The sequence below is a fragment of the Corallococcus llansteffanensis genome, from assembly GCF_003612055.1.
Classification (GTDB): domain Bacteria; phylum Myxococcota; class Myxococcia; order Myxococcales; family Myxococcaceae; genus Corallococcus; species Corallococcus llansteffanensis.
The window spans coordinates 1-19,825 of the sequence record NZ_RAWB01000121.1; the positions used below are offsets into that span (position 1 = coordinate 1).

Annotated in this window: 12 protein-coding genes; 8 read left to right on the forward strand and 4 right to left on the reverse strand. The window is 70.4% G+C overall.

Annotated features, from left to right (window positions below; translation table 11 throughout):
- Positions 1-441: 441 nt before the first annotated feature.
- Together D7V93_RS13780 and D7V93_RS13785 are read left to right on the forward strand one after the other, a co-directional pair.
- Positions 442-903, forward strand: coding sequence for a response regulator (locus tag D7V93_RS13780; RefSeq protein WP_120643853.1), 462 nt, complete (start codon positions 442-444; stop codon positions 901-903).
- Between the two features lie 67 nt (positions 904-970).
- A complete protein-coding gene (locus D7V93_RS13785; protein ID WP_120643854.1) occupies positions 971-1,768 on the forward strand; it encodes a glutaminyl-peptide cyclotransferase in 798 nt (265 codons plus the stop codon).
- Between the two features lie 30 nt (positions 1,769-1,798).
- Here the strand turns inward: D7V93_RS13785 and D7V93_RS13790 are convergent, their stop codons facing one another.
- Positions 1,799-2,335, reverse strand: coding sequence for a metal-dependent hydrolase (locus tag D7V93_RS13790; RefSeq protein ID WP_120643855.1), 537 nt, complete (start codon positions 2,333-2,335; stop codon positions 1,799-1,801).
- Between the two features lie 116 nt (positions 2,336-2,451).
- Here D7V93_RS13790 and D7V93_RS13795 point away from each other — a divergent pair, with 116 nt between their 5' ends.
- Both D7V93_RS13795 and D7V93_RS13800 read left to right on the forward strand, forming a co-directional pair.
- Positions 2,452-11,202 (forward strand): non-ribosomal peptide synthetase/type I polyketide synthase, encoded by an 8,751-nt coding sequence (locus tag D7V93_RS13795; RefSeq protein ID WP_120643856.1) that lies wholly within the window; start codon positions 2,452-2,454, stop codon positions 11,200-11,202.
- On the forward strand, positions 11,183-11,653 hold the full coding sequence (locus tag D7V93_RS13800) for a nuclear transport factor 2 family protein (protein ID WP_120643857.1): 471 nt from the start codon (positions 11,183-11,185) through the stop codon (positions 11,651-11,653). Before D7V93_RS13795 ends, D7V93_RS13800 begins: the two co-directional genes overlap by 20 nt.
- Before the next feature lie 13 nt (positions 11,654-11,666).
- On the opposite strand, the gene D7V93_RS13805 is transcribed toward D7V93_RS13800, so the two are convergent.
- Entirely contained in the window at positions 11,667-11,900 is a 234-nt protein-coding gene (locus D7V93_RS13805) for a hypothetical protein (RefSeq protein ID WP_120643858.1), read from the reverse strand.
- Between the two features lie 66 nt (positions 11,901-11,966).
- Here D7V93_RS13805 and D7V93_RS13810 point away from each other — a divergent pair, with 66 nt between their 5' ends.
- The 4 genes from D7V93_RS13810 (at position 11,967) to D7V93_RS13825 (ending at position 16,528) form a co-directional block, all read left to right on the forward strand.
- The gene (locus tag D7V93_RS13810; RefSeq protein WP_120643859.1) at positions 11,967-13,010 is read left to right on the forward strand and encodes a glycerophosphodiester phosphodiesterase family protein; all 1,044 of its coding nucleotides are present in this window, start codon (positions 11,967-11,969) and stop codon (positions 13,008-13,010) included.
- Positions 13,011-13,075: 65 nt separating this feature from the next.
- Positions 13,076-13,624: a MarR family winged helix-turn-helix transcriptional regulator gene (locus D7V93_RS13815; RefSeq protein WP_244237298.1), complete on the forward strand. Its 549-nt coding sequence runs from the start codon at positions 13,076-13,078 to the stop codon at positions 13,622-13,624.
- A 50-nt stretch (positions 13,625-13,674) separates the two neighbouring features.
- The gene (locus D7V93_RS13820; protein ID WP_120643860.1) at positions 13,675-14,973 is read left to right on the forward strand and encodes an HlyD family secretion protein; all 1,299 of its coding nucleotides are present in this window, start codon (positions 13,675-13,677) and stop codon (positions 14,971-14,973) included.
- A gap of 4 nt (positions 14,974-14,977) precedes the next feature.
- On the forward strand, positions 14,978-16,528 hold the full coding sequence (locus D7V93_RS13825) for a DHA2 family efflux MFS transporter permease subunit (RefSeq protein ID WP_244237299.1): 1,551 nt from the start codon (positions 14,978-14,980) through the stop codon (positions 16,526-16,528).
- A 33-nt stretch (positions 16,529-16,561) separates the two neighbouring features.
- Here the strand turns inward: D7V93_RS13825 and D7V93_RS13830 are convergent, their stop codons facing one another.
- Positions 16,562-18,097, reverse strand: a complete 1,536-nt coding sequence (locus D7V93_RS13830; RefSeq protein ID WP_120643861.1) for a ricin-type beta-trefoil lectin domain protein — start codon at positions 18,095-18,097, stop codon at positions 16,562-16,564.
- Between the two features lie 202 nt (positions 18,098-18,299).
- Positions 18,300-19,352 carry a polysaccharide lyase family 20 protein gene (locus tag D7V93_RS13835; RefSeq protein ID WP_120643862.1) on the reverse strand — a complete coding sequence of 351 codons (1,053 nt, stop codon included), beginning with the start codon at positions 19,350-19,352 and terminating at the stop codon, positions 18,300-18,302.
- Positions 19,353-19,825: the final 473 nt, after the last annotated feature.

The window sequence follows — 19,825 nt, forward strand, 5'->3', positions numbered from 1 at the left end:
CCATCGTGCGTTCTCCTTGGAGTGCGGCCGGAAGCGACCTTCCGGGCGGGAAAAGAGTCGAACCGGATGCGGTGGGCACCCTGGGAAGGAGGCAGCGGTCCCGTTCCACCGACGACACCGGGAGTCACCAGTGGCCCAGCTGCCAAGAAGGGAGCTCTGAGGAGGAAGCCCCGCATCCGGTCCGACACCCGGACTCCATTGCAGCCCGTGGGCCAAGGCCCCCAAACCCGTCTCCCAGGGGGAACTGCCCCCCAGGGGCCCCTCGTGCGCGGGGCAAAGTGCCCCAGCCGGGGCATTTCGCCCGGGGGCAGCGTGCCCCAGGCCCCTCCGGAGCGCTTTCACCGGGGCCAGGGAGCGCGCCCATGGCACGGCGGATGCTCCAGGCCCCTCAAGTCCCATCCCCGGGTGCCCGCCGCACCCCGCCTCCAGGAGGTCACTCCCATGGTGCACGAGCAGACGGAAGGGAGCGCGCGTGGCGCGGCCTGGAAGGACCCCAGGCCAGCGCCAGGGCGGGCCCCGCGCATCCTCATCGCGGATGATCAGCCGGAGATGCGCGCGCTCATCCGCAAGATGCTGGTGCGGCGGGGCTATGAGGTGGTGGAGGCGTCGGACGGACCGGGCCTGGTGCAGCTCCTCATCGACGGGCTGACCGCGGACGAGTCGCGCGCGCCCGACCTCATCATCACCGACGTGCGCATGCCGGGCTTCACCGGCCTGGAGGTGCTCGCCCGCCTGCGCCGCGAGCAGTGGACCACGCCCGTCATCCTCATCACCGCCTTCGGCGACACGCAGCTGCACCGCGAGGCGCTGCGCCTGGGGGCCGCCTGTGTGCTCAACAAGCCGTTCGAGCTGGAGGAACTGCGCGGCGCGGTGGAGGCGGCGCTCGCGGTGTCCCAGGACTGACGCGACATCGAGCCTGGCGCGCTAAGGTGTCGCCGCTCGCGAAGCCGTCGCCCTCGCAAGGAAGCCCATGCGCCGCATCTCCTGGTCCCTGTCGTTGTCCCTGCTGTGCCTGGGGTGCGCGCCCGCGCAACGCCAGGCGCCGGACGCCGGGCCCACCGAAGTCGTGCCGCAGCGGCTGGTGGCGCGCATCGTCCACACGTATCCGCACGACCCGACGGCCTTCACGCAGGGCCTCCAGTTCCACCAGGGCCAGCTCTACGAGAGCACCGGCGAGGAGGGCGACCTGCGGCGCATCTCCCTGGAGCAGGCCGCGCCGCTGTGGGTCCAGCCCCTTCCGGACGTGTTCCCCGAAGGGCTCGCCAGTGACGGCACGCGGCTCTACCAGCTCACCTGGCAGGACGAGACGCTGTACGTGTGGAACGGCACGGCGCCCACGCAGGAGAAGCAGGTGACATACACGGGCGAGGGCTGGGGCCTGTGCTTCTGGCAGGGGCAGCTCGTGAGGAGCGACGGCACGGCCACGCTGCGCTTCCACGACCCGAAGGACTTCCACGTGAAGTCCCAGGTGCAGGTGACGTTGCAGGGCACGCCGGTTGAACGGCTCAACGAGCTGGAGTGCGCGGAGGACGGCGTCTACGCCAACGTCTGGCACACCGACCACGTGCTGAAGATCGACTACGCGACGGGCCGCGTGCTGGCGGTCATCGACGCGTCGGAGCTGGCGCGGACGGTGCGCAGCCGCGTCCGCAGCTACGAGGCGGTGCTCAACGGCATCGCGCAGGAGCCCGGCACCGGCCGACTGTTCTTCACCGGCAAGCTGTGGCCCGACCTCTTCGAGGTGAAGCTGGAGCCCGCGACCCCGTAACCGGCGGGTGCAAGGCTTTGCGGCCGCGCTTCAGGGGGCTTCCGGTGCGCGCGGTCGGGAGAAGCGTCGCCGCACGGTGCGGGTGACCTCCGCGTCCCAGCGCGGTGACAGCACCTCCAGCACGGTCCGCTGGAAGGGCAGGGCACAGGCCAGACATGCCAGCGTCGCGGCCAGCCCGATGAGGCTGTTCTGCCAGGAGGCCAGGTTCCACTGCCCGGACCAGGACCACTCCGCCAGGCTCTGCGGCCAGAAGTAGTGGATGGGCCACCCGGGTCCACTGCCAGCGAGGTCGCACAGCAGGTGCCCGTGGAATGCCACCACCGACAGCAGCGCCACGGCCACGCGCCGCCGTGCCAGCGCGGCACAGACCGCCATGGTGACGAGCACCCCCACGTAGCCGTGAAAGAGGACGTGGTGGTAGCGCGCGTAGAACTCCTCCCCCGCGAGCAATGACAGTCCATCCAGGTCCGGCGCGAGCCCCGCGCAGGTGACGAGGATGCGGTCGCGCCGTTCGCGCAGGCCTTGCGCCAGCAGCCAGGACAGTTCGGCGTGGACGATGGGGCTCATGGGATGCGCAAGCGTACGGCGTCCCCGCGCGGCCGTCACCTGCCCCCAAGGAGGGTGTGTGACATCCGTGAAGGTTCCTGGCGCTCCGCGTTGAAAAGGTGGGGGTATCACTCTTCATGAATTCCATCTTCGAATACCCAGACAGACTCAGAATCCTCTCGAACGGACGCCAGACAGGCTTTCCCAGGCAGGACATCGCCACGCTGTTCGAAGCCCACGCCCGCGAAACTCCGAATGCCATTGCAGTGCGCTTCGAGGGTGGGGTGCTCAGCTATGACCTGCTCAACCGGCGTGCGAACCGCCTGGCGCGGCGGCTCCAGGCGCGGGGGGTCGGGCTGGAGCAGCCTGTCGGCATCCTCACCGACCGCACCCCGGAGACCCTCGTGGGGTTGCTGGGCATCCTGAAGGCAGGTGGAGCCTATCTGCCTTTGGATCCCAGCCATCCGGCGGAGCGTCTCGCGCTGATGATCGAGGACGCGGGCCTGCGAGCACTGGTGGGCCGGCCCGAAGACGTCCAGGGGCTGCGCTTCCAGGGGGATGTCCTCGAACCCTCCGTTCCGGACCTGTCGTCCGGAGAAGACGACGCGCTGAACGTGAAGGGCGGCGCGGGGCCCGACTCGCTGGCCTATGTGCTGTTCACGTCGGGCTCCACCGGGAGGCCCAAGGGCGTGTGCATTCCGCATGCGGGCGTGGCCCGGCTGGTGCTCGACGAGGGCTTCATGGGGTTCCGGCGTGAGGACCGCGTCCTCCAGGCCGCGTCCTTCTCGTTCGATGCCTCGACGCTGGAGGTCTGGGGCGCGCTCCTGAACGGGGCCTCGCTGTGCCTCGTCTCGCGGGAGACGCTGCTGTCGCCTCCGCTCCTCGCGGCGAAGCTGCGGAGCGACGCGGTGTCGGCCGCGGTCCTGAGCACGTCCCTGTTCCATCAACTGGCCGAGGCCATTCCGGACGCGTTCGGCGCGCTCCGCGTGCTGATGGTCGGGGGCGACGTGCTGGACCCCAAGTGGGTGGGACGCGTGATGGCGCACGGGAAGCCCCAGCGCCTGCTCAACAGCTATGGCCCCACGGAGTGCACCACCTCCGCGACGGCGCATGAGCTCCTCGCGCCGCCCGTCCCGGGCAGCTCCGTCCCCATCGGCAGGCCGCTCGCGAACCTCCAGGTGTATGTGCTGGACGAAGCGCTGGCGCTCCTCCCCGTGGGTGAGGCGGGAGCGCTGTACCTGGGAGGAGAGGGGCTCGCGCGGGGCTACCTGAACCGCCCCGACCTGACAGGCGAGCGGTTCCTTCCGGATCCCTTCAGCGGCGCGCCCGATGCACGGCTGTATCGGACCGGAGACCGTGCGCGGTGGCTCGAGGATGGCAACCTGGAGTTCCTGGGGCGGATGGATCACCAGGTGAAGATCCGGGGTGCGCGGGTCGAGCTGGGGGAGCTCGAAAGCGTCCTGCGATCCCATGCACAGGTGGGTGACGCGGTCGTGCGCGTGCGCGAGGTGTCACCGGGAGACAAGCGGCTCGTCGCCTATGTCTCTCCCCGCGAGGGAGCGTCACCGGACGCGGCGGAGCTTCATGAGTTCCTGCGCTCGAAACTTCCGGACTTCATGGTCCCCCATGCGGTCCTCGTCCTGGAACGGCTGCCGCTCAATCCCAGTGGCAAGGTGGACCTCCAGCAACTGCCGGCTCCGCGTTTCGGCTCGGGCGAGGGGGCAGCGCCACGCACGCCGCTGGAGCAGGACGTCGCGCGCATCTGGTCGGAGGTGCTGGGGACGGAGCAGGCCGGGACGCGCGACCGCTTCATGGAGTCGGGAGGGGACTCGCTGCTCGCGGTCCGCCTCATCGCGCGGCTCGAACAAGCCCTGTCCGTCCGGTTGCCGGTGCGGGCACTCTTCGACAGCCCGAACATCGTGGAGCTGGCGCGGCTCGTGGAGGATGCGAGGGGGGAAGCCCGGGGCGTGGACCTGCCCCCGGTGGTCCCCGTGGACCGGAGCCGGCCCCTGCCGCTGTCCGATGCGCAGCGGCAGCTCTGGCTCTTGAGTCAGGTGGCGCCCCGGAGCGCCTTCTACAACGAGCCCTTCACGCTGTATCTGCCGGGCGACCTCCAGCCGGAGGCGTTGGAGCAGGCCTTCCAGTCGCTCATCGCCCGGCATGAAATCCTGCGCACGACGTTCGGCGCCACACCCGAGGGGCCCGTCCAACGGGTGGGCCCCGGCGCTCCGTTCCACCTGCGGAGCGTGGACCTGCGAGCGATTCCCGAGGGGCTTCGGAGCGCGAAGGCGTTGCAGCTGGCCACGCAGGAGGCGCGCGTGCCGTTCGACCTGGAGCAGGGGCCGTTGCTGCGGGCAACGCTGCTGCGGCTGAGCGCTTCGGAGTGTCGCCTCGCCCTGGTCATGCATCACCTGACCGTGGATGGCTTCACGATGGCGACGTTCCTCCAGGAGCTGCATGGGTTCTACCAGGCGGCCCTGGTTGGAGGGCTTCCCGCGCTGGCGCCCGTGCCGCTCCAGTACGGCGATGCCGCGGTCTGGCAGCAGGGCGCGCGCTACCAGGAGGCCATCGCTCCGCACCTCGCGTACTGGAAGCAGTCGCTCGCGGGGGCCCCGGCCCTGGCGCTTCCCACGCAGCGTCCCCGTCCTCCGGTCCAGAGCTTCCATGGAGGCAAGCACGTCGTGCGGATCTCCCGGGAGCTGCTGGAGGCGGTGAAGGCGTTGGGGCGCCGCGAGGACTCGACGCTCTTCATGACGCTGCTGTCGGCGTTCGGCGCGCTGCTGCACCGCTACTCGGGAAGCGACGACTTCGTCATCGGCGCGGCCTTCTCGGGGCGGAGCCGCGAGGAGCTGCGCGCCATCTCCGGGCACTTCGTGAACCTGCTGCCCCTGCGGCTGCGCTTCTCCGAAGGGCTGGGCTTCCGGGCGCTGCTGGCGCGCGTGCGGAGGGCCTGTCTGGAGGCACTGGAACACCAGGACGCGCCGCTCCTGCGCATCGTGGAGGCGGTGAACCCGGCGCGCCTTCCTGGCGTCAATCCGCTCCTCCAGGTGTCGTGCACCCTGGAGCCGCCCATCTCGGTGCCGGGTTCGGGGTGGAGGGTGGAGCCGCACGACGTCGATACGGGGACGTCGAAGCTGGACCTCTCCCTCGAACTGGATGAGCGACCGGATGGCATGTCCGTGCGGCTGGAGTACGCGCTCGACCTGTTCGACCCCTGGATGGTGGCCCAACTGGGGGAGCACTTCGTGGCGCTGCTCCGCGAGGCCGTGCGGAACCCCGAGGCGCCCGTCCTCACGCTGCCGCTGCTTTCGGAAGCAGAGAAGGCGCGGCTGCTCACCTGGTCCCAGGGGCCGGTGGAGGACGGAGCCGGCGCGGCCTGTCTGCACCACCCGTTCGAAGCGCAAGCGGCGCGCACTCCCGATGCGCCCGCCCTGGTCTTCCAGGGCCAGTCCATGAGCTACCGGACGCTGAACGCGGAGGCGAACCGGCTGGCCCACCACCTCCGCTCGCTGGGCGTCGGGCCCGGGGCCTTCGTGGGCCTGTGCCTCCAGCGCTCCTTCGAGCTGATCTTGGGCATGTTGGCGACGCTGAAGGCGGGCGCGGCCTACGTGCCCCTGGATCCGACCTATCCGAAGGCGCGGCTGGAGTTCACGGCGCGGGACGCGGGGCTGACGCTCGTCCTCTCGCAGGAAGCGACGCATCCGCTCGTGGCCGATACGGGCGTCCAGGTCGTCGTGCTGGAGCAGGTGCGCGGCGCGCTCGCGGCGGCTTCTTCCGAGGACCCACGCGTCCCCGTTACCGGGAGCGACCTGGCGTATGTCATCTACACCTCCGGTTCGACGGGCCAACCCAAGGGGGTGCTGCTGGAACACCGGAGCGCGGTCCACCTCTGCGAGACCGTGACCTCGCGCTTCGGCTTCGAACCGGGCGACCGCGTGTTGCAGTTCTCGCGCTTCGGGTTCGACTTCTCCGTCGCGGAGATCTTCCCGACGCTCTTCTCCGGCGCCACGCTGTACCTGCTCGCGCAGGCGGAGGTGGCGGCCGGAGAGGAGCTCGCGGACTTCCTGGAGTCACAGCGCATCCACATCGCGATGTTCACGCCCGCGGCGCTGGGCTCCATGGCCTGGCGGGCGCTCCCGGACTTGAAGCTGCTCGTGATCGGTGGCGAGGAGGTGCCGGAGCAACTCGTGGACACCTGGGCCCCGGGCCGGCGCTTCATCAATGTCTATGGCCCGACGGAGACCACCGTCTTCGCGACCACGGTCGACTGCGTGGCGGGCGGAGGGACGCCGTCCATCGGGAAGCCGCTGCCGGGCTACGAGGCCTACGTCCTCGATGAGGCGCTGGAGCCGGTCCCCGTGGGCGTGCGGGGAGCGCTCTACATCGGTGGGATGGGATTGGCGCGCGGCTACCTGCACCGTCCCGAACTGGATGCGGAGCGGTTCGTTCCCCATCCGTTCAGCGCGGAGCCGGGCGCACGGCTCTACAAGAGCGGGGATGTCGCCAGCCATCGTCCGGAGGGAAGCCTCGAGTTCCACGGGCGCGTGGATCGACAGCTCAAGCTGCGCGGCTTCCGCATCGAGCTGGGAGAGATTGAAGCCGCGCTGAGGGCGTACCCCGACGTCCGGGATGCCGTGGTCGAACCCCAACTGCTCGCGGGGGAGCGACACCTTGTCGGCTACGTCATCCCCCGCGATGCCGACGCGGCGAAGCGGTTGCCGTCGCGTGGGCTCAGGGACTCGCTGGTCGAGAAGCTTCCACCCCACATGGTCCCGCGAGAGTTCGTGGCGTTGGAGGCGTTCCCGCTGGGCGCCACCGGCAAGCTCGACCGGCGCGCGCTGCCACTCCCTCCTTCACGAGCGCAGGCCCCCGAGGCACCGTCCAGCACGGAGCGCGAGAAAGCGGTGGAGCGCATCTGGTGCCGGCTCCTTGGCGTGGAGCGGGTGGGCCGGCAGGAGGGCTTCTTCGAGGCAGGGGGCAACTCCCTGCTGCTCGCGCGCGTCCAGTCAGCGCTCGAGTCGGAACTGGGCATCCGCTTGAGCATGGCCACGCTGTTCCAGTTCCCCACCATCGAATCCCTGGCGCGGCGGTTGGACGACGCGTTGGTGGAGCAGCCGGCCCGGACGCCGATTCCTTCCCGGAGCAGGAACCACGAGCATCCGGACCGCATCGCCATCATCGGCATGGCGGGACGGTTCCCGGGCGCGCCGGATGTGCCCTCACTGTGGACGCTGCTGGTGGAGGGCCGCGAAGGCCTCTCGCGGTTCAGCCAGGAGGCGCTGCTGGCGGCGGGAGTGGAGCCCCGGCTGTTGGAGGATCCCGCCTACGTTCGCGCGGCGGGGCTCCTCGAAGAGGCCGACTCCTTCGACGCTGGCTTCTTCGGCTACAGCCCCCAGGATGCCCGGCTGATGGATCCGCAGCTCCGGGTGTTCCTGGAGTGCACCTGGGAGGCGCTCGAAGCCGCGGGCTACGACCCGAAGCGGCTGCCTGGGAAGGCGGGCGTCTTCGCCGGGGCGGGGTTACCTCGCTACTGGCTCGAGCAGGTCGTGCCGCGCCTCCGTGCCCTGTCCGCCGTGGCCTCCGATTCGTATCGGTCCATCCTGGGCAATCCGTGGCAGTTCCTCGCCATGGCGACGGCGTATCAACTGGGCCTGCGCGGGCCCGCGCTCACGGTGCAGACCTCCTGCTCCACGTCACTGGTAGCGGTCCACCTGGCCTGCCAGAGCCTGCGGCTCGGCGAGTGCGAGCTGGCGCTGGCGGGCGGCGTCTCCCTCTTCGCCTCGGGCCCCTCCGGCTATCTGTACGAGGAAGGCGGCATCGCGTCCCCGGATGGGCACTGCCGTCCGTTCGATGCGAAGGGCCAGGGCACGGTGCCCTCCAGTGGCGTGGGCGTCGTGGTGTTGAAGCGCCTGGAGCACGCGCTGCGCGATGGGGACTCCATCCGCGCCGTCATCCGGGGCTCGGCCATCAACAACGATGGGAACGGCAAGGTCGGCTTCACCGCCCCGAGCGTGGAAGGACAGCGCGACGTCATCCTCCAGGCGCACGCGGCCGCCCGGGTGGATCCGCGACACGTCACCTTCGTCGAAGCCCACGGGACGGCGACGCCGCTGGGAGACCCGCTGGAGGTCCAGGCGCTGCGGCTGGCCTTCGGAGACCGTGGGGACACGGCGCCCTCCTGTGTCCTGGGGGCGCTCAAGAGCAACGTGGGGCACCTGGACTCGGCGGCCGGAGTGGCGGGGCTCATCAAGGCGACGCTGGCCTTGGAGCACCGCTTCCTGCCCGGGACCGTCCACTTCGAACACGCCCATCCGGAGCTGGGGCTGGAGCGCGGGCCCTTCGTGGTGAGCCGGGAAGGGCGTCCGTGGACACCGCCCGTGGGGCTCCCGCGCCTCGCCGGGGTCAGCGCGTTTGGCATTGGCGGAACCAATGCCCACGTCGTGCTCGAGGAAGCGCCACCTGTGCCCACGGCCTCCGACGCACGAGGGGACACGACGGTGCTGGTGGTGTCGGCCCGGAGCGCGGACGCGCTGGTCATGGCGACACAGCGGCTCGCGGACCACCTGGAGCAACACCCGACCCAGGCCCTGGCGGACCTCGCGTACACGCTTCAGGAGGGAAGGGCGGCCTTCGACTACCGACGGGCCGTCGTGTGCCAGGACCTCGCGGACGCCACCGTGAAGCTCCGGTTGCGCGGTCCCGCCCGGCGCGCGGCGTCCCGTGCACCGCAGGTGGTCTTCCTGTTTCCCGGCACGGGCACACAGGAGGTGGGCATGGGCGCGGCGTGGTGCCGGCGCGCGCCGGTGTACCGCGAAGCCCTGGATCAATGCCTCTCACTCTTCGGCCAGGACCTGGAGCGCGAGCTTCGCGGCGCGCTGTTCGCGGAAGCGGCGGGACGGGCGCACGCGGAGGAAGCCCTCCGCGCGCCATCGCTGGGCATGGCCGCCATCTTCTCCACGGAGTACGCGCTGTCGCGGCTGTTGAGCTCCTGGGGCATCCGTCCATCGGCCCTGATGGGCCACAGCCTGGGCGAGTACACCGCCGCGTGTCTGTCCGGCGTCCTGTCGCTGGAAGAGGCCGTGGCCCTGGTCGGCCTGCGCGGCCGGCTCTGCGACGCCCTGCCGCCGTCGGGAATGCTCGCCGTGCCGTTGTCGGTGAGCGTGCTCGCGCAGGAGCTGGATGCCGGGTTGTCGCTGGCTGCCGTGAACGGGCCCGGGCAGTGCGTGGTGTCGGGGACGGTGGAAGCCCTGGAGGACTTCGAGGCGCGGCTGCATGCGAAGGGCGTGCGGTCGAAGCGACTGCCGCGCTCCAGCGGGTTCCATTCCGCGCTCGTGGAGCCCGCGATGAAGCCGCTCACGGCGCTGGCCGCGACGATGGCGCCCAGGGCCCCGGTGATTCCCGTCGTCTCCAACGTCACGGGAACCTGGCTGGGCGCGGACGACGCGCGCGACCCCGCGTACTGGGCGCGGCACCTTCGACAGACGGTCCGGTTCTCCGCCGGGCTGGAGGTGTTGCTGGAAGACCGCGAGCGGATCTTCGTGGAGGTCGGTCCGGGAAGGACCCTCTCCACGCTGACCCTGCTGCATCCCCAGGTGGGCCAGGAGCGCCAGGTCCTGTCCACGCTCGGAGTGCCGCGGGGGCGGCGGACCCCACCCGAGACCGATGAACAGGCATTGCTCGGCGCCGTGGGACAGCTCTGGACCGCGGGCGTCCCCGTGGACTGGAGCGCGACGCGGGACCAGGCGCCCCGGCGGCGGGTCCCGTTGCCGACGTATCCCTTCGAGCGCAAGCGCTACTCGCTGGAGGCGCAGGAGCCCCGGGCTTCGCGGGAGCCCGGGCCCCGGCCGGCCGTGGAGCCCCGGGACCTCGGACGCGAGGGGGTGCGGACGCTCGTGGAGGAGCTCTGGAAGGAGCTGCTCGGGGTGGACGCGCTGACGCCCGACAGCCACTTCTTCGAGCTGGGGGGCACGTCCCTCCTGGTCGTGCAGCTCCACCGCGAGCTCAAGTCGCGGCTGACGGTCAGCCTGTCACTGCATGCGGCGCTGGAGCACCCGACCCTGGGCGCGTTCGTGCGGGCCGTCCAGGAGGAGCTGGAGCGGGCGGGAAAGCCCCTCCGGAAGCCGGCCGCGCTGCGGATGCAGCTCCAGGACGGGCGGCCCGACCAGGCGCCCCTCTTCCTCGTGCAGCCCATCGGTGGAACGGTCTACACGTACCTGCCACTCACGCGACAGCTGGGGTCCTCCAGGCCGGTCCATGCGTTCCGCGCCTCGGGGCTGGAGCCCGGCGAGGTGCTCTACCGGGACGTGCCGTCGATGGCGCGTCGGTTCGTGGACGAGCTGCTGGCGTTCCAACCCCACGGGCCCTACTGGCTGGGAGGCCATTCGTCGGGAGGCGTGATTGCCTATGAGATGGGGGCCGTCCTGCTGGAGCGGGGCCATGACGTGGCGGGCGTCATCCAGATCGACACGGTGACGGTGGAGGACTCGCGCCGGCTGGGGATCAAGAGCGTGGGGGACGTGCTTGAGTTGATCGACGCGTTCCGGCGCATCTCTCCTCGCGCGGCGGAAGGCCTGCGGGCGGCGATGGAGACCGACTCAAGGCTGCGCGACGTGGTGCTCGCCACCAATGAGGCCCTCGCCGCATACTCGCCGGGACGTCACGCGGTCCCCCTGGTGTATCTGCGCGGTCTGGAGAGGGACCCGGTCCTGGACGTGCACGCGGAGGAGTGGTGGCGGGTGCTGACGACCGCCAGCTTCCAGTTCCACGAGGTGCCCGGCAATCACTTCTCCGTCATGGAGGTGCCCTTCGTGACGGAGGTGGCGCGGATCATCGAGAACTGCCTGACGACAGGGAAGGGAGCACGGCGCGATGACCTCGACGTCGGATGAGCGTGCGAAGGACGCGAGCGGTTGGAAGGCCGAACTGGAGCAACGCTTCGCCGCGTTCATCGACGCCTACGAACGCGGGAGCCTGGAGGCCCTGGGCGAAGTGTTCTGGCATGACGACGACCTCGTCGTGGTGGGCACCCACTCCAACCTCCACTTCATCGGTTGGGCGCAGGTCGAACACTCCTTCCGCCGACAGTTCGAACACCTGCGCGACATCCACGTGACGCTGCGCTCCGGGCAGCTCTGGCACGGGGGCGCGCCGCCCTCCACGATGGCGTGCCTCACGGTGCCCGCCATGGACGTCGCGGTGACGGTGGACGGCAAGTCCACCACCTTCGCCGGGATCCGCGTGGCCTGCGCGTTCGAGCGTCGGGGGGCCGAGTGGCGGATGGTCCAGATGCACTGGTCGCTCCCTCGCGTGGAGGTGTTGGTCGACCACGCGCACCGGTAGGCGCGCTGCCCGCTCAACCCGGTGGAAGGGGCGAGCGTCGCGGCGTGCCCAGCAACTCCAGCGTGCGCACCGCCACGTCCGTCAGCGTGGAGGCGCACGGCATGCAGCCGCCACCGCAGCACGAAGGCCACTCGCCCTCCGGGTCCCGCAGCAGCGGGTACACGCAGCCCCGGAGGGACTCCGGCAGCCCGGCGTCCTCGCACGCCTGGCGCAGCGCCGCCTGCACGGTGGCATCCTTCACGTCCATCCCTCCTGCTTCCCAACCGCTCCACCTCCCCGCCACCTCTTTCGCAGCCAGACGGCAGGACTGCCCATGCCCTCCGCCCCCTTCACCGCGCTGCTCGTCGCGGGACTCGCCTCCGCGTGCACCGGACCCGGTCGCGCTCCCAGCACCCCACGGACCGACCCCACGGTGCGCTTGATGGACACCGTGCGCGCGCACGCCCGCGCCCACGGCTCCACGAAGTCGCCCGTCTGCTCGCCCTCCGTCGAACTGCTCGACCTGAAGGACCGCCAGGGCCTCGACGTGAGGCGCCTTCACGACGCCGGCCACCCCGTCGTCGTCTGGACGGTGAACGACCTGCCCACGATGCGGGCCCTGCTCCAGCGCGGCGTGGACGGCATCATCAGCGACCGGCCGGACCTGCTCGCCCAGGCGGTGCGCGACTTCGACGCCAACGCGGACGGCACGCCCGGAGACCTGCTGGACGCGGACGGCCTCCTCGATGCGAAGCGCTTCGATGCGCAGGGCCACCGGGGCGCGCGGGGCCTGCGCCCGGAGAACACGCTGCCCGCCTTCGAGGCCGCGCTCGAACACGGGATGACCACGCTGGAGCTGGACACCGTCCTCACCGCCGACGGCGTCCCCGTGCTCTCCCACGACCCGGAACTCTCCCCGGCGAAGTGCCGCCACGCGGACGGAAGCCCGCTCCCGGCCCCCGTTTCCATCGCGTCCCTCACCGTCGCCCGGCTCCAGGCCACCTATGTCTGCGACAAGCTCCTCAAGGACCGCCCCGAACAGACGAACGACCGCGCCCGCTCCCCCGAAGCCGTCGCGTTCGCCGCTCGCACCGGCCTCCCGGACCCCTACACCGTCCCCACCCTGAGCCAGGTCTTCGCCTTCGCTCAGGCTCGCCGGGTCCGCTTCAATGTGGAACTCAAACGGATCAACGGGAAGACACCCATCACCCCGGCACACGGGGATGCGGTCGCCCAGGCCATCCTCTCCCGGGGGCTCGCCGACCGTGCGGACGTGCAGTCCTTCGACCCGAGCGCCCTGCGTCTCTTGCAGACCCGTCACCCCACGCTGCGCACCGTCTACCTGTTGGAGCACCTACCGACGGACGCGGACCTCTAGGTAGCAGGGGGCCAGATGGTCAGGCACCGAATCATCTTGCGCAAAATCGTTAGGGGCCTTACTAGATGTCCGCCGTGATCCTTCCCCGCTCCAAGAACGCCACTCCGATGAAGCTCGTGCCCCGGTACGAGCGGCTGAAGCAATTGGCCAAGCGCTTCCCGGAGCTGGACCCCAGCGCCATCGAGACGTGCCTGACGATGCTGCGGCTCTCCAATGAGCTGACGTCCGCCTACGAGGCGCACTTCACGCGGCACGGCCTGTCGCAAGGGCGCTTCGTCGTGCTCATCCAGCTCTTCATCGCGGAGGACTCGGGGGAGAGCCTGAGCCCCGCGGAGATCGCGGAGCTGTCCCAGTGCACCCGGGCCACCATGACGGGGCTGCTCGACACGCTGGAGAAGGACGGCCTCATCTCCCGCGCGGACCACCCCGAGGACCGGCGCATGTACACCGTGCACCTCACCGCGCGGGGCCGCGAGTTCATCCAGGGCATGTTGCCCGACCACTACCGCCGCATCGCCACGCTCATGGCGCCGCTGAGCCACGCCGAGCGCGACACCCTGCGCGACCTGCTCGCCAAGGTGTCCTCCGGCATCCCCGCCCTGCGCGACCCCTGAGCTGCGCTCCGCTTCCCGCCCCCTTTCAACAGCCGCATCGAGCAACGACCATGACGACCCGCACCGCACCCCTGGACTCCGCTCCCGTCCCCGTCGAAGCACCCGTCACCGACAAGCCCGCGAAGCGCTCCCGCGCGAAGCAGGTGCTGCCCCTCCTGGTGGGCGTGGCGCTGCTGGGCGGAGGCGTGCGCTTCCTCATCACCCGGGGCCACGAGTCCACCGACGACGCGCAGGTGGAAGGCCGCATCGCCAACGTGTCCCCCCGCGTGGCGGGCCAGGTGGCGCGTGTGCTGGTGAACGACAACCAGCAGGTGAAGGCCGGTGACGTGGTGGTGGAGCTGGACCACGCGGACCTGGACGCCCGCCTGGAGGTGTCCCGCGCCGACGTGATGAGCGCCGAGGCCCAGCTCACCAACGCCCAGGCCCAGCTCACCCTCACGGAGGCCAACGCGGGCGCCAACCTGCGCCAGGCCCGCGCCGGCATCACCCAGGCCTCCAGCGGCATCAGCTCCTCCAAGGCGGCGCTGGACCAGGCCCGCGCGGACGTGGCCGCGTCGGAGGCGCGCTTCAAGCTGGCGGACACGGACCTGGGCCGCGTGAAGCAGCTGCGCGAGCAGGGCGCCCTGTCCCAGTCCGACCTGGACACGCGCCAGGCCGCGTTCGACCAGGCCAAGGCCGCGTTGGACCAGTCTCGCGCGCGCCTTGCGTCCACCGAGGCCGGCATCACCAGCTCCTCCGGTGGCCTGGAGGCCGCGCAGGGCAAGCTCACCGCCGCGGAGACGGGGCCCGTGCAGGTGCAGTCCGCGCAGGCCGCGCTGAAGCTCGCCGAGGCCCGCCTCAAGCAGACGCGCGCCGCGCTGACGCTCGCGGAGCTGAACGTGTCCTACGCCCAGGTGCGCGCCCCGGTGGACGGCGTGGTGAGCCGCCGCACGGTGGAGGTGGGGCAGATGGTGGGCCCCGAGCGCGCGCTGATGGCCATCGTCCCGCAGACGGACATCTGGGTGGTCGCCAACTTCAAGGAGGACCAGGTCGGTGAGATGCGCCCCGGCCAGCCGGTGGACGTGAAGGTGGACGCCTTCGGTGGCCACTCCTTCCACGGCCACGTGGACAGCCTCGCGGGCGCCAGCGGCGCGCGCTTCGCCCTGCTGCCCCCCGACAACGCGTCCGGCAACTTCGTGAAGGTGGTGCAGCGCATCCCGGTGCTGATCCGCTTCGACGGTGACTTCAAGCAGCTGCCCCTCAAGCCGGGCATGAGCGCCACCGTCACCGTGGACACCCGCGGCGAGCCCGTCGCCGCGAAGACGGAAGCCCCCGGCCACGCGTCGTTGGACACCCGGAAGGCGGAGTAGCCCCGTGGACGCGCGCCGCGACGTCATCCAGGGCTCCAAGGTGGGCATCACCGTCGCGGCCATGGCCGCCGCGCTGATGTCCGTGCTGGACATCTCCATCGTCAACGTGGCGCTGAGCGACATCCGCGCGAGCTTCGGCACGCCGTTGGATCAGATCGCCTGGGTGTCCACCGGCTACATGATGGCCAACGTGGTGGTCATCCCGATGACGGGCTGGCTCCAGCGCCGGTTCGGCTACCGGAAGTACTTCACCTTCTCCGTGCTACTCTTCACCGTGGCCAGCGTGCTGTGCGGCCTGTCATGGAACCTCCCGTCGCTCGTGGCCTTCCGCATCCTCCAGGGCATGGGCGGCGGCGCCATCATCCCCACCTCCCAGGCCATCCTCTTCGCCCGCTACCCGCGCGAGGAGCACGGCATGGCGGGCGCGCTCTTCGGCCTGGGCGCCGTGACGGGGCCGCTGCTGGGGCCCACCGTGGGCGGGCTCCTCATCGAAGCGGCGAGCTGGCACTGGATCTTCCTCATCAACGTGCCCGTGGGCCTCTTCGCCGCGTACATGGCGTGGCGCTACATCGAACAGCCCCACTTCGAGCCCTCCACGGAGAAGGTGGACAGGAACGGCATCGCGCTCCTGGCCGTGGGCATGGCCTGCCTCCAGTACGTGCTGGAGGAGGGCAACCGCGAGGACTGGTTCGACAGCCGGCTCATCACGCTGCTGGCCGTCATCGCCGGCATCGCGCTCGTCACCTTCGTCGTCCACGAGCTGGAGACCCCCAGTCCCGTCGTGGACTTGAGGGTGTTCTCCAACCGCTCCTACACGGCGGCCACGGGGGTGAACTTCCTCGTGGGCACGGCGCTGTTCTCCGGCTCGTTCCTCTTCAGCCTCTTCTGCGGTTCGGTGATGCGCTACGAGGCGTTGGACATCGGCCTCATCTTCCTCAAGGGCAGCGCCATCCAGATCCTGCTGATGCCGCTCATCGGCAAGTTCGGCAGCAAGGTGGACGGCCGCATCCTGGTGGGCCTGGGCGTCGTTGGCATGTCCGCGGCGCTGTGGGTGAACGGCCATCTGGCCACCCGGGTGGATGAAGCCACGCTCATCCTGCCGGTGTTCATGCGCGCCTGTTCGCTGGGCTTCATCTTCGTGCCGCTGTCGGTGATGGCGCTCAGCAACCTGAAACCGGAGCAGCGCGGCAACGGGGCGGGCCTCTTCAACCTCACGCGCGAGCTGGGCGGCTCCATTGGCACCGCGTGGATGAGCAGCGCGCTCAGCCGCTCCACCAAGGCGAACGTCACCGCGCTCACGTCGCACGTGGACCTCTACGGGCAGGTGGCCCAGGAGCAGTTCGCCCAGCTCAAGGGCGCCATGGCCTCCCGGGGCGTGTTGGATCCCACCGGCGCCGCCTTCGGCCTCCTGGGTCAGCGCATCAACGCGCAGGCGCTGGTGCGGGCCTTCAACGCCAACTTCAGCATCCTCGCGGCAGTCTTCGCCTGCGCGCTCGTCCTGGTCTTCATGCTCCAGAAGCCGGATCCGACGGTGAAGGTGGAAGGCGCGCACTGACCGTCGCGCGCCTTCCGGGGTGTCACCGGACTGCTAGCGGCGCCACTTCTGCGCGCTGGTGCCGTTGCACTCCCAGAGCTGCAGGGGCGTGCCGCTGGCGGAGTTGCCGCCCGTCACGTCCACGCACTTGTTGGCCTGGGGGTTCACCAGGTCACCGGCGCCGGAGAGGACGAACTGCTGCGCCGGGTTGCCGGAGCAGGTGACCAGCTGGATGGCCGCGCCGTTGTCGCGCGAGCCCCAGGCCACGTCCATGCACTTGCCGAAGGCGCGCACGGTGCCGTCCGACATGAAGGTCCACTTCTGCGCGTTGGTGCCGTTGCAGTCCCACAGCTGCAGGCGGGTGCCGTCGGTCGTGTTGGAGTTCGGCACGTCGATGCACTTGTTGGCCAGGCCGATGATGGGGCCGCCCGTGCCGCCGCTGCCCGTGGTCGTGAGCGACAGGCCGTACGCGCCCAGGATGGGGTTCACCGGCTGGAAGAAGGTGGTGCCGCCGGTGGAGCAGTTGCCGGAGCCGCCGGACGTCACGCCCTGCGCCTGGTTGCCGGACAGCCACGAGCCGCCGGAGTCACCGCCCTCCGCGCACGCGTTCGTCTGGGTGAGGCCATACACGAGCCCCGCCGAGTAGCTGACCGTGACGTTCTTCGCCTGGATGACGCCACAGCGCCAACCGGTGGTGGAGCCCGAGCGACAGACGGACGCGTTCAGCCCCGCCTCCTGCGACCCGTACACCAGCACGTTGCCGCCGCCGTAGTTGTTCACCCACGGCTGCGAACCCCAAGAGCCGTTGGTGCGCACCCACGCGAAGTCGTTGCCGGGCCAGTTGGCCGCCGCCACCGTGCCCTGGCCCACGCCGTTGAAGCCGCTCGTCCCCGTGCCCGCGCCGCCGCAGTGGCCCGCCGTCACGAAGCCGCCCGCCACCGGGAAGCCGATGGAGCAGCGCGCGTTGCCCGGGTAGTACGCGTCACCGCCGCGCAGGTCGTACAGCGGCTTGAACTCCTCGCGCGACGGCACCACGCGCACCGCGTCGCTCTTCACGCCCGCCTTCGCCACGAAGTCCGTGCCGCCCGTCAGCGCGGAGTCCTGCGCCAGCACCACCACGCTGTTGGTGATGACGTCCACGTACCACGCATGCACGGTGCGGCCGGCGGACGCGCCGTGCCGGTCCAGCTCCGCCTTCACCTGCTCCAGCTCCGCCTGCGTGCGCGCCACCCGCTGGGGCACCGCGCCCGCGCGCCGCACCCGGGCCGCGTCCGCGTCCGTCGTCACGCCCACCACCAGCTGGCTGCCGTCCGCGTTCATCCACGCGCCGCCAAAGCGCTCGCCCAGCTCCGCGCGCAGCGTGCCCTCCACCCGCACCGCCGCGGCCTCCGCCATCAGCCGGCGCCGCGCGCCATCCGCCGTGAGGCCCAGGTCCCGCTGCATCGCGGAGAGCATGTCCGGCGACGCGTCCTGCGCGAACGCCGCGTCCGCCTGGGACGAAGCCGCCAGCGCCACGGACGGAATGACACCCAGGGTGGCGCCTGCGAACAGCGCCGTCGCGGTGGAGAACAGACCGAAGCTCCGCTTCATCGGGTCCTGCCTTTCGTGCTGCGGGGAAGCAGGAAGGCAAGCCCGAATGGGCCCTGAAGGTCAATCAATTCAAGGAATACTAAAATTCTCTGACATTTTTGCGTCGTCGAAGAAAGTGCCCGCAAAGAGAGAGGCCCGGCGCGCTGTACGAGCGCACCGGGCCTGGGACTTGCTTCGGCTACAGGGGAAAGTCAGTGCTTCTCTAGCGCTTCGAGGCCTGGCTGCGGACGCGGGCGGGGGCCCGGCGGCGACGCAGCGTGGCGGCGCCCAGCATCAGCAGGGCGGCGGCGAAGGGCAGGGTGCCGGACGTGCCGGACGCGCTGCAGCCACCGCCGGGCTGGCCGAGGGACTCGTCCCCGGGCAGGCCGTTGGGGTTGTTGGAGATGGGCGTGGCGGTGCCCGTGGGCGCCTGACCGCCGATGTTGGGCAGCGTGATGGGCGCGTCGGGGGTCGTCGGGGCCTCGGCCACTGGAGGCGTGGTGGTGTCACCCGACGTGTCCGGCACCGGGGTGGTGTCCGGCACGGGCTCCTCCACGGGCGCGGGCGCGGGAGGCATCACGTCCTCCAGCGTCGAGGCCATGGTGAAGCCGTCGTGGTAGATGGCCCCTTCGGGCTTGATGGCGTCGTCGCGGTACAGGCCCATCTTCAGGTAGTTCAGCTCCTTGCCGAACTGGTTGGCCCCGTAGGTGCGCGGCAGCGCCAGCTTGCCGTTGTGGTACAGCTCCACGAAGCCGGCCTTCTTGTCGGACGACCACTTCACGTGCAGCACGAAGTCGTGCCAGTTGCCCTTGTCGATGGACGTCTGCCAGAGCACGGGCATGGTGTTGCCGCCCACGCGCAGGTTGATCTTGTCCCCGCGCACGAAGAACTCTAGCGGCGGCGAACCACAGCAGCCTTCCTGGTGCCACTGGGTGATGACCTGCCAGGAGTCATGGACGGGGTAGTTGTTCGGGAACAGGGTGCTCCACTTGTAGAAGTACTCCTTCCCCTGCGTCTCGTGGGTCAGGTACAGCAGCTCGTTGCGGTTGCCGCTGGCGTTGATGGGATCATCGCCCTGCTTCACGACGGCCTTGAGGGCGTACTTGCCGTCACGCACCACGTCCGTCACGACCTGCAGACGGCTGGAGGCAACGCTCTGATCCCGGGTCCACTGGGACGTGTTGCCGGTCTCGAAGTCGCCCTTCCAGAGGATGCCCGCGGAGGCGAGGGCAGGCATGAGGGAGGCCGCGGCGACGAGTCGAAGGAGTTGCTTCAAACAGGGGTTCCTTTCGGTCCGGGTTGGGCGGATGGGACACGCGGGACGCGAAACTCCTTCCCGCACGTCCTCGCCTGCCAACCCCCTGTCACTCGCGCGCTCCCCGGGCCGCTCGCCGGGCCATCAGGGAGCCAGGGCCCTGCCGCCCGTCACTTCTCCAGGCATGCCAAAGCGCGTGATTCCGGGTGGATGCGGGCCCTCAAACCTTCTCGTGAGAGCAGCCGTCCAGGCGGGCCCCCGAACGTCATCCCCCCAACGGCCTGACGGCCCGGCGTCCTGTTCCCCCCTCGCATCACGCGCGGGAAGCGGGGGGATTTCTCAAGATCGGCCGTGCTGCCCGTCTATTGAATCGTGTGGAGCGAAAAACATCCGACGTGTTTGAATTCTCACCGCCTTGCTGCCCACCGCGTCATGGGACGCCCGGAGGCTGGGGGCGAAGCCAGGTCGGCGTTCGTCGGAGGTTGGTGTAGAAC